This window comes from uncultured Corynebacterium sp. (assembly GCF_947253065.1).
In the GTDB taxonomy this organism is placed as follows: Bacteria; Actinomycetota; Actinomycetes; order Mycobacteriales; family Mycobacteriaceae; genus Corynebacterium.
Map to the genome: position 1 here is coordinate 1 of NZ_CAMXWS010000045.1, position 12,796 is coordinate 12,796.

The 12,796-nt window shown below is 59.4% G+C and carries 13 protein-coding genes; all 13 read right to left on the reverse strand.

Annotated elements, in window-relative coordinates; all coding sequences use genetic code 11:
- The coding region (locus Q0X21_RS09045) for a 2-phospho-L-lactate transferase CofD family protein (RefSeq protein ID WP_297851560.1) at window positions 1-615 on the reverse strand (615 nt) is incomplete at its 3' end.
- A gap of 12 nt (window positions 616-627) precedes the next feature.
- Window positions 628-1,503, reverse strand: a complete 876-nt coding sequence (rapZ, locus tag Q0X21_RS09050) for an RNase adapter RapZ (RefSeq protein ID WP_297851561.1) — start codon at window positions 1,501-1,503, stop codon at window positions 628-630.
- Window positions 1,504-1,538: 35 nt separating this feature from the next.
- Window positions 1,539-3,626, reverse strand: a complete 2,088-nt coding sequence (gene uvrC, locus Q0X21_RS09055; protein WP_297851562.1) for an excinuclease ABC subunit UvrC — start codon at window positions 3,624-3,626, stop codon at window positions 1,539-1,541.
- A 16-nt stretch (window positions 3,627-3,642) separates the two neighbouring features.
- Entirely contained in the window at window positions 3,643-4,173 is a 531-nt protein-coding gene (locus Q0X21_RS09060) for a PH domain-containing protein (RefSeq protein ID WP_297851563.1), read from the reverse strand.
- A gap of 94 nt (window positions 4,174-4,267) precedes the next feature.
- Window positions 4,268-4,786 (reverse strand): 6,7-dimethyl-8-ribityllumazine synthase, encoded by a 519-nt coding sequence (gene ribH, locus Q0X21_RS09065; protein ID WP_297851564.1) that lies wholly within the window; start codon window positions 4,784-4,786, stop codon window positions 4,268-4,270.
- Between the two features lie 58 nt (window positions 4,787-4,844).
- A complete protein-coding gene (locus tag Q0X21_RS09070; protein WP_297851565.1) occupies window positions 4,845-6,092 on the reverse strand; it encodes a bifunctional 3,4-dihydroxy-2-butanone-4-phosphate synthase/GTP cyclohydrolase II in 1,248 nt (415 codons plus the stop codon).
- A 5-nt stretch (window positions 6,093-6,097) separates the two neighbouring features.
- A complete protein-coding gene (locus tag Q0X21_RS09075; RefSeq protein WP_297851566.1) occupies window positions 6,098-6,691 on the reverse strand; it encodes a riboflavin synthase in 594 nt (197 codons plus the stop codon).
- Window positions 6,691-7,722, reverse strand: a complete 1,032-nt coding sequence (gene ribD / locus Q0X21_RS09080) for a bifunctional diaminohydroxyphosphoribosylaminopyrimidine deaminase/5-amino-6-(5-phosphoribosylamino)uracil reductase RibD (RefSeq protein ID WP_297851567.1) — start codon at window positions 7,720-7,722, stop codon at window positions 6,691-6,693. Before ribD ends, Q0X21_RS09075 begins: the two co-directional genes overlap by 1 nt.
- Window positions 7,723-7,735: 13 nt before the next feature.
- On the reverse strand, window positions 7,736-8,398 hold the full coding sequence (gene rpe / locus Q0X21_RS09085) for a ribulose-phosphate 3-epimerase (protein WP_297851568.1): 663 nt from the start codon (window positions 8,396-8,398) through the stop codon (window positions 7,736-7,738).
- Window positions 8,399-8,425: 27 nt separating this feature from the next.
- On the reverse strand, window positions 8,426-9,766 hold the full coding sequence (locus tag Q0X21_RS09090; RefSeq protein WP_297851572.1) for an RsmB/NOP family class I SAM-dependent RNA methyltransferase: 1,341 nt from the start codon (window positions 9,764-9,766) through the stop codon (window positions 8,426-8,428).
- 140 nt (window positions 9,767-9,906) lie between these two features.
- Window positions 9,907-10,842, reverse strand: coding sequence for a methionyl-tRNA formyltransferase (gene fmt, locus Q0X21_RS09095; protein WP_297851569.1), 936 nt, complete (start codon window positions 10,840-10,842; stop codon window positions 9,907-9,909).
- 41 nt (window positions 10,843-10,883) lie between these two features.
- Window positions 10,884-11,384: a peptide deformylase gene (gene def / locus Q0X21_RS09100; RefSeq protein WP_297851570.1), complete on the reverse strand. Its 501-nt coding sequence runs from the start codon at window positions 11,382-11,384 to the stop codon at window positions 10,884-10,886.
- A gap of 38 nt (window positions 11,385-11,422) precedes the next feature.
- A partial coding sequence (locus Q0X21_RS09105; RefSeq protein WP_297851571.1) for a primosomal protein N' occupies window positions 11,423-12,796 on the reverse strand: 1,374 nt, incomplete at its 5' end.

Genomic DNA, 12,796 nt, shown 5'->3' on the forward strand with positions numbered 1-12,796 from the left:
GTCGGCGTTCATGATTGCGTCGATAGCCGCCGGGTTCGCTGCAGGAGCTTTAGGGTGGAGCCGCACGCGACGCACGGAGCCGGGGGTTGTTGCGACGGCGACTTGGCCGCGGACGGAACGGAGAACCCGCGGGTCGTCGTCAAGCCCGGCAACTTCTGCTTCGATGTCGAGTGGTTCGAGCGCGACGGGTAGCACTCGCCCGCTGGCGTGAACCCAGCGACCGACTGAGTCGAGCGCGTACTGGATATCGCCTGTCCGCTCGGTCAGACCAGCAATGATGAGGTTGCCAACGGCGTGTCCTGCCATTGCGCCATTACCGCCGAAGCGGTGTTGGAGGGTGTCGCGGTGCTCGCGCCCTTCTTTAGTATCTGGTGTCAGCGCTGCTAGAGCCATGCGCAGGTCACCCGGTGGGACGACGGAGAGCTCACGGCGTAGACGGCCCGAGGAACCGCCATCATCAGCGACGGTGACAATCGCGTTGACGCGGCAATTAGCCTGATCAGAGCCTTCATTTTCCTTCGCACCAGCAAGCAGTTTTGCCGCGTGGAGGGTCTGGTGCAGGCCGTGTCCACCACCGAGACTGGTGACGCGAAGCTGGGAGTTGGTTTTAGACATTATTCTCCCCTTCTAGTGGCGCTGCAGGTCGCGGTGCATGACGGAGACATCCACGTCGCCGCGTTGGCTGAGCCTGCGTCCGATCTCTTCTGATACCGCAACGGACCGGTGGTGCCCACCCGTGCAGCCGATACCGACGGTGACGAAATCTTTACCTTCGTGCTTGTAACCAGCAAGCATCGAGCCGAGAAGGCTAACTACCCCATCGACGAAATCGCTCGCACCGGGGCGCGAGAGCACATAGTCGGAAACTGGTTTGTCCACGCCGCGGAAATTGCGCAGCTCTTCAATCCAGTATGGATTGGGCAAAAAGCGTACGTCGAAAATCAGGTCCGCATCACGCGGGCTGCCGTGTTTGAAGCCGAAAGACTGCACGGTCACGTGCTGCTTAGCAGAATCCAGATCCCCGATGGATGCCTCGATGGCGCGGCGCAGATCGTGGATGGACAGGTTGGAAGAATCAATGATCACATCGGCTGCATCACGTACCCGGGCGAGTTCCGCGCGTTCACGCGCAATACCGACGCTGAGCGGATTGTCGCCCTGCAGCGGGTGTGTGCGACGTACGCTGTCGAAGCGTTTGATCAGCACCTCATCGCGCGCTTCAAGGTAAAGAATGAACGGGTTGTATCCGTGCTCGCGCGCCTGTTCAATCATGTCTTTCAGCGAGCCCTTGAAAATGCGGGCGCGGACATCGGTAACCACGGCGAGTTTGTCCACAGGCGAGCCCTTCGTCGCCGCGAGCTCCATCATTTCGAGGATGAGTTGCGGCGGCAGATTCTGGGATACGAAATAGCCCTTATCTTCAAAGACTTTCGCAGCAGAGGAAAGGCCGCCGCCGGACATGCCCGTGATGATGACGGGTCGCAGCTCGGTTGGGGTCGTCATGTGCCCCATCGTATCCAATTACACGCTTATCGACGTCAGCTTTCCCGCAGATGCTCATAGACCGTTTGCGCGAGCTTGGGACCGATTCCGTTGACTTCGGTGATCTCTTCAACCGTGGCAGCTTTGAGCTTTTTCACACTGCCGAAGTGCTTGACGAGGTCGCTGCGACGGGCAGGTCCGAGTCCGGGGATGCCGTCGAGAGCGGATGCTCGCATACGCTTTGATCGTTGCTGTCGGTGGTAGGTGATGGCAAAGCGGTGGGCTTCATCACGGATTTGCTGCAGCAGGTACATGCCTTCGGAATTACGAGGCAGAATCAACGGTTCGTCGTCATATGGCACCCAGATTTCTTCGAGGCGCTTGGCCAGGCCGACGAGTGTGACGTCGATAATGCCGAGCTCGTCGAAGACTTTCTGTGCGGCCGTGACCTGCGGTTTGCCACCGTCAACGATGAAGAGCTGCGGTGGGTACGCGAAACGCTTGTTGTCGGTGGAGTCAACGTTGGCGGAATCGGGCAGCTCCTCCTCGTCGGCAAAGCTCGTCTCGTCGAGGTTTGGATCTTCCGGGTTTGCCAGCTTGTCTTGGTTATGTCGCTTGAACCGGCGACGGGTTACCTCGGCGATGGAACCGACATCATCGCTGCGGCCGTCACCGGCTGCTTCCTTGATGCGGTAACGACGGTAATCGGACTTCTTGGGCAGACCGTCTTCGAAGACGACGAGGGAGGCCACCACGTCGGTGCCCTGGATGTGCGAAATATCGGTGCACTCGATACGCAGTGGTGCTTCGTCCATGCCGAGTGCATCTTGAATATCTTGCAGCGCCTGGGAGCGCGCGGTGAGATCGCCGACGCGCTTGAGCTTGTGCTGACGGAGCGATTCCTTGGCATTGCGCTGCACAGTCTCCATGAGCGCCTTCTTGTCGCCGCGCTGCGGGACACGGAATTCGACCGGGCCACCGCGAAGCTTTTCTAAAAGCGCCCGGGTCTCTTCCGGCTCATCAGGCATGACGTGCACCAAAATCTCGCGTGGAATCGGCATCGGCGGGCGGATCTTTTCGTGGGACTCTTGGTCTACACCACGACGGCGAATCTTCTTGGCGGCCAAACGTTCATCCTCGGCCTTCTCCTGCTCCATCCGTTCAACAGCATCGGAGTAGTGCTGCACCAAGAAATTCTGCATGAGCGCAGGCAGTGCGGGATCTTCCTCGCCATCTTCCAAGCGTGTGAGTGAGCCCGGTTCATCACCGGTCTTCTCCACCACCCAGCCGCGCTGCGAGCGGATGCGACCTTCACGAATGGCGAAGATCTGCACGGCGGCTTCCAGCTCATCGGTGTCGAAAGCGATGATGTCGGCGTCCGTATCAATGCTCAGAACGACTGTTTGGCGTTCCATGACTTTGTTGACGGCACCGAGGTCGTCGCGAAGCCGTGCAGCTTTTTCGAATTCGAGGTTCTCGCTGGCCTCCATCATCTGGTCGGTGAGACCTTTGACCACGCGGTCAGTGCGGCCGGACATGAAGCCCATGAAGCCGGCGACGGTTTCGTCGTACTCGGCTTCGTCGATACGCCCAATGCATGGCGCAGAGCACTTGTCGATGTAGCCGAGCAGGCATGGTCGCCCAAGCTGCTCGTGGCGTTTGAATACGCCGTTTGAGCAGGTGCGTACGGGAAAAACGCGGGTGAGCAAATCGAGAGTTTCGCGCACTGCCCACGCGTGTGAAAACGGGCCGAAATACCGCACGCCTTTGCGGCGAGGCCCACGGTAGAAGAATGCACGTGGATACTTCTCCCCCACGCTGACCGCGAGCATCGGGTACGTCTTGTCGTCGCGGTACATGACGTTGAACCACGGGTCATACCGCTTGATCCACGTGTATTCGAGCTGTAGCGCTTCAACCTCACTGGCCACCACGGTCCACTCAACTTTGGAGGCGGTGAACACCATCTGGCGGGTGCGCGGGTGGAGCTGCTCAGGGGGTTGGAAATAATTGTTTAGGCGCGCGCGAAGATTCTTCGCCTTGCCTACGTAGACGACGCGGCCGGCGCCATCCCGGAATTTGTATACACCCGGTTCAGTTGGGATCGTGCCTGGTGCCGGACGGTATTCGGCTGGGTTGACCACAGCGTGCAGGCCCTCCCTAGTCTTGCGGCATGTAGCGGGCCTCGATGCGACGGAATTCAGTCACTGCCTCGATGGCGCGCTCTTTATCACCGGACTGAATGGCCCACAGTGGAACGTATTCAAATTCCGGCAGTTCCAGTCGTGCAAGACGAGAACCGCGTGGGAAGGACAGGCCGTAGACGACTGCCCACGGGTAGAAGCGCGTGCCGATGATATTGCGCACCTCTACCCCGTCCTCATTCGCGCGGACGCGCGGGCGGGACAGACCCAGCCACACCGCGATGGACAGGATCAGGCCGATTCCTGGGAATGCGAGCTTATCCAGGGTCGTGATCGCCGCACCCGTGAATTCGGTATCCACCACTACGCCAGTAAAGATATGAGCGGCCATGATCACGATGACAGCGACAAATGCGACACGACGCAGGTAGCGAGACGTGATCTCAATCTCCCACGGCTTTGTCGAGGTGACCGCGTGTGGGTCAAGGGCATTGTAGAAAGCGATATCGCGGTCGCTAACCGGGGCTTTCTCCGCGCTAGATTCCACGTTGCTCAACTTTCTTTTCCGCCTTTTCCCGTTATTTTCGCCCCAACGAAGGGTCATATTACCCACCGCTGGAGCGTTGGCTCAAACTTAAGTTTTACCAGGCGTCGTGTGCGTCGCCGCGCGTGAGCTTCATCAGCGGGAAGCGCTCAATGTCCCTCATCACATTGGCTGCGCCCAGTGCTGCAAGCAGTGCCTCCGCACCCTTGTCCTCGCGGGCATTAGGGCCGCCGGTACGAGCAACAGCTTGGTCATAGGTATCAACGGTCAGCACACCGTTGCCCACCGGCACCGAGGTATCCAGTGCGACACGGGTCAGACCATCGGTGACGGCACGGCACACATAATCGAAGTGCGGGGTCTCACCGCGGATGACACAGCCGAGTGCCACAACGGCGTCGAAACGCTTCGCTGCTGCCTGCGCGATGATGGGCAGCTCCATGGCGCCGGAGACAGTGAAGACCTGCACCTGCGCGCCTGCCCCCTCAGCAGTCTCAACAGCGCGATCAATCAGCATGTCCACGACCTGCGAGTTCCACTCCGTACCAACGACGGCCACACGCATTCCGTCTGCGTCGATGCTGTCGGGAGAAGTATTTGGTGCGCCGAAAATCATGGTTGCTCCTTCATCAAGAATCGCGATTTATCGTCTGCGTATCCGTACGGAAGTGATTCTAATTACCGTACGTTTGGTCCCATTTTTCCACCGAGGGAAGGTCATGTCCCATTCGGTCGCGCTTAGTGCGCAAATAGCTGATGTTGTCCGGGGATGGAACAACTTCGATGCGGGTACGCCCGGAAATGACTGGGCCATAACCACTCAGGGCACCGACTTTATCGGGGTTATTGGACAGAATCTGGGCGGAGATCACACCAAGGTCCGCCAGGATTTGGCCGGCGACGGAGTACTCGCGGGCGTCGACAGGCAGTCCCTGTTCGATATTCGCATCCACGGTGTCGAGCCCTTCTTCTTGTAGGCGGTAGGCCTGAAGTTTGGCAGTCAAGCCGATTCCCCGACCTTCATGGCCACGTACGTAAACGATGACACCGCGGCCAGCCTCCTGGATCAAACGCATCGATTCATGTAGCTGCGGGCCACAATCGCATCGCAGTGAACCGAACACATCGCCAGTCAGGCATTCAGAGTGGACGCGGACCAGCACATCTTCTCCCCCGGCGATATCACCGGCGACGAGTGCAATGTGATCAGTGGAATCCAGCAGGGAGCGGTAACCGTACGCCGTGAATGGTCCGAATTCTGTCGGCAGCGACGTGGCTACGGCACGCTCAACTATGTGCTCGCTGCGCCGGCGGTAATCAATCAGCTGCGCAATAGAAATCATCTTCAGGTCATGCGCATCAGCAAAGCGACGCAGTTCATCAGCGCGTGCCATATCGGTCGGATCTTCTTCCGAGACGATTTCACACAACGCGCCAACTGGCTGGCAGCCGGCGAGGCGGGCCAGATCGACAGAAGCCTCCGTATGGCCATCACGAACAAGCACGCCACCACGGCGGGCGCGCAGCGGGACCACGTGGCCGGGCCTGGTGAAATCAGCGGCAGTACGGGTGGGATCTGCCAGGCGTTGGATAGTCTCCGCACGAGAGCGGGCAGAAATACCCGTGGTGCCGGTCGCCGCATCAACGGTCACGGCATACGCGGTGCTGCGCGCATCCTCGTTGACTGCGACCATGGGCGGCAGATCAAGTCGTGTTGCCGCTTCATCTTCCATGGCCACGCAGATATAGCCGGAGGAATACCGCACCATGAAGGCGACGAGCTCCGGTGTGGCGTGTTCTGCCGCGAAGATCAGATCACCTTCGTTTTCGCGGTCTTCGTCGTCCACCACCACGACCGCTTCACCACGGCTGATAGCCGCAACGGCATCTTCAATTGAATCGAGTCGCAGGGTGTCCGTCATAGGAACTAATGGTAGCCCTCCACCATTTTCTCGACGTACTTGGCCACCACATCTACTTCCAGGTTCACTGGCTCACCGACTGCAAGCTCGCCGAAGGTGGTATCAGCCAGGGTCGTTGGGATAAGTGAAACTTCAAAATAACCGTCGCCAACAGAAGAAACAGTTAGCGAAGTGCCGTTGATCGCGATCGAGCCTTTTTCCACGACATATTTGTTCAATGAGGACGGCACGCTAAAGCGCAGCACCTCCCAGTGCTCTGATGGGGTGCGCGAGAGCAGTTCGCCGACACCGTCGACATGCCCTTGCACAATATGGCCACCCAACCGCGCCCCAGCAGCGAGTGCTCGCTCCAGATTCACGCGCGCGCCAGATGTGTAGCTGCCCAGCCGTGAGCGATCAAGGGTCTCTTGCATCACGTCGGCTTTAAAACAGCCATCAGCTACGTCAATGACGGTCAAGCACACGCCGTCCACCGCGATGGAATCTCCGAAAGCAGCTTCTTCGGTGACCAAAGGTCCGCGTACCGTCAGACGGACCGAATCGCCGAGCTCCTCGAGGTTTTCCACACGGCCGACTTCTTCGACCAGTCCCGTGAACATCAGTTCTTTTCCTTTCCGTTTGTTCGCGCCCGGCGGAGCTCGATGATGGCGTCTTCGCCGAATGTGAATGCATCGCTCATCTCAAAACGCGGGGCATCAGCAAGCGTTTCGGCCAAAGGACCATCGAGCAGTCCGCGTCCACCACCGAGCAGCAGCGGCGCAACATATGCCGTGATGCGATCAACAACATCAAGCTCAAACACACTGCGCATCAGTGTCGGGCCGCCCTCTACAAGCACGTCACGAGCACCGGTTTCGTACAGTGCTTCAAACGCTTCTTCCGGGGTGCCGTATTGCTCGAAGCCAAGCCGAGTCAGGTTTCCTTCAGGCACTTTTCGCTTGCCGACGACCACTCGTCGCGGCTGGTGCTCAAGCAGCGATCCGTCAGGTTCCCGCGCGGTGAGCGATGGATTATCCGCGATTGCGGTCCCGGTGCCGATGATGATGGCATCACGCATTGCACGGTCGTAATGCACGTATTGGCGGGTTTCAGCCGAGGTGATCCATTGGCTCGTGCCATCGAGTGCCGCGGTGAAACCGTCGAGTGTTCCAGCGAATTTCGCGGTGACGGAGACACGACCGTATCTCACCGAATCCAGCCACGGTTCCAATCCTTCGATGGGGTAAGTCACCTGTGTGACGTCAACCCCATGGGAGCGCAAATAGTCCGCACCACCGCTGGCCAAAAGATTGGGGTCAGCGTGCACAAAGTAGACATGCTGAATGCCTGCCGCGATGATCGCTTCCGTGCAGGGACCGGTCCTGCCTGTGTGATTACACGGCTCCAAGGTCACGGCCAGCGAGGCACCGCGAACACGTTCCGGAGCAATGTCAGCTGCAGTGTCCAGAGCGACACGTTCGGCGTGACGGCCCCCGGCGGGCTCGGTGGCACCGACGGCGATGATGCCGGCGGCGTCGAAAAGCGCGCAGCCAACGGGCGGGTTCGGGCTGGTCGTTCCTCGTACCTTTTGTCCCGCATTGCGCGCAGTAACAATGGCATGCTCAACTGCAGCGGGCATCTCGCTGTACATGCGCGGCAAGCTCCTATCGCTGGGCAGCGATGGTGGCAAGGTCGCGGAGAGTCTCCACTGCCTCAGCCGGGTCCTCTGCGCCGAAGACAGCGGAACCAGCCACGAAGGCATTGACTCCAGCTTCCGCAGCCAGCTCGATGGTGGATTTGGAAATACCGCCGTCGATACCGATCAAGGTATTCAAGCCGGCTTCCTCAATGCGCTCACGCACGGTAGCCACCTTGCTCAAGACTTCCGGCATGAATTTCTGCCCGCCGAAGCCCGGCTCAACACTCATGATCATGACTTGTTCGAAGTGCTCAAGGTCATCGAGGTACGGCTCGATCGGAGTGCCCGGCTTGATAGCAAAGCCAGCCTGCACGCCCAGATCGTGGAGCTGCTTCGCGGCTGCAATGTGATCATCGGTGGCTTCGATGTGGAAGACCAGACGATCGCCACCAGCCTTGATATAGGTCTCAAACCAGCGTTCCGGTTCCTCGATCATCATGTGAATATCAAGGAACTGGTCGGTCACTCCGTCGACAGCCTTGGTCACGTCCGGACCAAAGGAAAGATTAGGCACGAAATGGCCGTCCATGATGTCAACGTGGAGGAGGTCCGCGGACGGCACTTTCTGCACGTCCGCACCCAAATTGGCGTAGTCAGCTGCAAGGATCGACGGAGCAATGTAGATCATGGCTTTAAGTCTATCCTCTGGCCTAAATCAGGCCTGACTACTATCGCTTCGCTTCCTCAACACAGCGACGAACATCGCATCGGTGCCGTGACGGTGTGGCCACATCTGCGCACTCAAGTAGGGGCCAAGATCGCCCATGTCCGGCAATACGTCACGGACATCAAGCTCTTCGACACCACCCACGGCGAGCTGCTCATCCACGATCCCTCGCGTCTCTCTTTCATCCGGCGAGCACGTGGAATAGACGATTACGCCGCCAGGCTTGGCTAGGTTCACTGCGGAAGCCAGAAGCTCCGACTGCAGCTCATTGAGCTCCGCAATATCTGCCTCCTGTTTGCGCCAACGCGCTTCCGGGCGGCGGCGAAGCGCACCGAGGCCGGAGCACGGGGCGTCGACAAGCACACGGTCGAACCCTGGTTCCAGGCCCGGATCACGCCCGTCAACGACATGCACCGTCACGGGCATTCCCTCGGTAGTCGTGCGGATCAGCTTGGCGCGGGTGTCGCTAACCTCGACCGCATCGACGTGCGCACCGTCGATCGCGGCGAGCGAACCCATGAGTGCTGCCTTGCCACCAGGTCCGGCACACAGATCAAGCCAGCGGCCCTGATCTCCCTCGACTTCAAGCTCAGCCACAGCACGCGCGATCAGTTGGGATCCTTCGTCCTGCACTGCTGCCATCTTGTCGCGGACAGGTGCGAGCGAACCAGGATCACCGCCCTCGCCCAAGTAGACAGCGTATGGGCTGTACCTGCCTTCCTCACCGCCAGTGACCAGAGCGAGCTCTTCAGCAGACATTTCACCCGGGCGGGCAACGAGATGCACGATCGGACGCTGCGAATCAGCTTCAAGTGCGGCTTCCAACTCGTCTTCGCCCACAACACGTGCGAAAGACTCCGCGATCCACTTAGGGTGTGCGGTGCGGAAAGCCACCGCAGCAATGCCCTCATCTGGTGTGAGCTTATCCATCCACGCCTCGGGGCTCGTGCGCGAAATCGTGCGGAGGATGCCGTTGACAAATCCCTTCGCCTTGCCCGCACCTGCTGCTTCGGCGAGGCGAACAGAGGTATCGACGGCCGCGTGGGCGTCGACACGCGTGAACAGCAATTGGTACGCGCCAAGACGAAGCGCGGTGAGCACCACCGGATCTAGATCACGCAATGAGCGCGAAGAACAATCCCCGATGACCTCGTCGAGCACGCCGAGATTCCGCAATGTGCCGTAGGCGATCTCTGTGGCAAATGCCGCGTCACGCCCCGTGATCTTTCGCTCACGCAGAAGCTGCGGGAGAACCAAATTGCCAAAGGCATCTTCTGTTTCCACCCGAAACACGGCATCGAATGCTGCCTGGCGTGCTGGGTCACCGATATTTGGTGAACGGTGCTGGGAATCATCGCGCTGCCGTGGGCGATTATCCCGGCTGCTGCGCTGACGGTTACCTCGCCCGTGGATCGCTTCCTGTTCAGCCTGTTCTTTCGCACGCTTCGTGCGGGACCGGAATCCGCCACTCACTTAAAAATCACTCCCTCAGTTTCTTCCGTGCCGTGCAAGCCACGTGCCCAGTCGGCAGCAGCCATCATCTTCTTTCCAGGTGGCTGGATTCTGTCCAACGTGACCGGATCCGTGCCGGTTCCCACATGCACTGCGTTTTTTGCCACCGCAACGTGTCCGGGCGCCAGCTTCTCATGGGCTGCATCAACCGTGACAGGAGCGATCTTGACACGATCGTCATTCAGCGTCGTCCACGCACCAGGACCTGGAGTATGGGCACGGATAGCCCGGTCAATTACATCAGCTGGTGCAGTCCAATCAATGCGCGCGTCTTCCTTGCTGATCTTGGGCGCATAGGTTCCTTCACCCTCCTGCGGGATGAACGTGGCCTGACCACTTGCCAGCTCATCCATGGTACGGACCAGCAGATCGCCTCCCGAATAAGCAAGACGAGTCAGCAGATCATCAGCAGTGTCGTCATCACGGATGCGCTCTTTCTCTTGAAGGACGATATCGCCGGTATCCAAACCGGCATCGATCCGGAAAGTCGTCGCACCGCTGAACTCATCCCCATGCAAAATCCCCGCCTGAACAGGCGCAGCACCACGCCACTGTGGCAACAGCGAAAAGTGCAGGTTGATCCAACCGTGTGTAGGAATACCGAGGAAGTCCTCGGGAATCAGATTGCCGTAGGCGACCACCGGGATCGCATCAGGAGCAAGCTCAATCAGATTTTGCTTGATTTCCTCATTGCCCTTCAGTTTTTCCGGAGTGAGCACCTCAATGCCATGCTCTTGGGCCAGCGCCTTCACCGGCGACGGGTGCAGGGAACGACCACGTCCCTTCCGCGCATCAGGGCGCGTGAGCACGGCGACGACCTCATGCTCCGAGGCGATCAGTTTCTCCAGCGCCACCACTGCGGGTTCCGGGGTTCCTGCAAAAATTACGCGCATTTTCTCAACCGTCCTTTTATCTCTTCTTCGCCAGTGCTGTCTTATTCGCCCTTGTACCAGTCCATGCCACGAAGCATCTCCATTGCTTCAGCGCGCACTTCGGGCTGAAGACGGCGCAGGAAAAGCACGCCATCCAAGTGGTCCGTCTCATGCTGAATGCAGCGCGCCAACAATCCATTCGCACGCAGGGCGACCGGCCTGCCGAATTCATCAAAGCCACGTGCCACGACCGTCTCATGGCGGGCCACCTCGGCCTGCAGATCTGGAATGGACAAACACCCCTCGGGCCCGATCTGCACCATGTCATCAATCGGCTCCCATTCCGGATTGATCAGTGCGCCACGCAGACCATCGCAGTCATAGACAAAGACGCGCTGGGCCAAGCCGATCTGATTTGCCGCCAAGCCGACACCACCGGCATCGTCCATGGTTTCCAGCATGTCGTGGACAAGGCGGACCAACGCGTCGTCGAAAAGCTCGATTGGTGTTGCCTGCGTATTCAAAATTGGATCGCCGAAGATCCTGATGGGGCGAATGGTCATGGCGCCCAAGTCTACGTGGCAACAGTCGGTGCGCTGCGTTAGCCGATGTGCATGGGGTTGACCTGGATGCGCAACGGCAGATCCTGCTTGCGGGTCGCGCGATTCACGGCAGCAGCGCGCAATGCTTTGCCCAGCGCAGTACGGCTGGAAAGCGGTGTACGAATGAGCACACGCTGGGCTGTGCCATATTTCCGTGCGTCCCACTCGCCGGGAAGATCCACTCCCGCCGGTAGGTCGACGGGTCCGAGAATATCTACCTCAGCTGGTAGATCGATGTGCTCCAGAAAATCGTTCAGTGAATCACGCGGACTGTCCACTGCCGCCATGTGCACTGCGGGCGGGAAACGAACCTCGCGTCGCCCATTGAGTTCAAGGGCTGCATGTCCGGCAGCATCCCAACGGATCAGATGCTGTACAACCGGCAATGCGGGATCCGCAACCACGACCACTTCCCCGCCCTTATTGTGCGAAGCCACCAAAGTGGCGGCGCCCATCCACTTCGCCATCGTTTCCTCCGTGGCTCGCAGATCGGGCCGCCCCAAAAGCGCCCACGTATCCAACAAAATCGCGGCACCATAATTACCGGTGTTCGCCACTCGTGGCTCAGCCCCCGGAGTAGCAACGACGATCGCCGGGGCATCCGCGACCTCTTTATGAATCCGCTCGCCCCATGACGCGATCACCTTCTGTGGCGCGAATGCGCGACCGAGCTCCTCGGCCGTTCGCTGCGTACCCACTACCACGGCACGCAGGCGATGCGAGCCACAATTCGGACACACAAAAGAACTATCCATCCGCCCACACCACCGACACGTGGGTGCGGCAGCCTCATTGCCCGACGGCAAGCCCAGAGGACCATTGCATGCACGGCATCGCGCCGGAGTACGGCAGATTCCGCACGCTAAAGACTGCACATACCCTGCGCGCGGTACCTGGAATAAAACGGGTTTATCGTCCGCGAGTGCCCGGCGGGCCGCCTCAAAAGCTACCGATGGCAAACGAGCAGCCCCCGCCCGTGGGTCTCGCTCTAGCTCGAAATCACTGTCTCCCGCTGCATGAATATGAGGTGAACGGGTGCGCAGCGTCGTGCGAGGTGCAATGAGGTTGTGCGCCCACCCGGACTCCACGAGCAATTGTGTCTCCGCAGTGCGGGCATGACCGCCAATGATGAGCGAAGCTTTCTCCACCGCGGAGCGCGTGGTGAGCACTTCACGCGCATGCGTGTACGGCGCGCGTGGGTCAACCAGCGAATCATCACCGTCGAACATGACCACTGCCAATTGCAGGTTCTCTACTGGCGCAAAAGCAGCTGAACGAGTACCCACGACAAGACGTCCCTGGCCATGAAGAATAGAAAGGAACCTGCTGTACCGCGCCTGTGGCCCCAAAGACGCTGTGAGAGTGGTGATCTG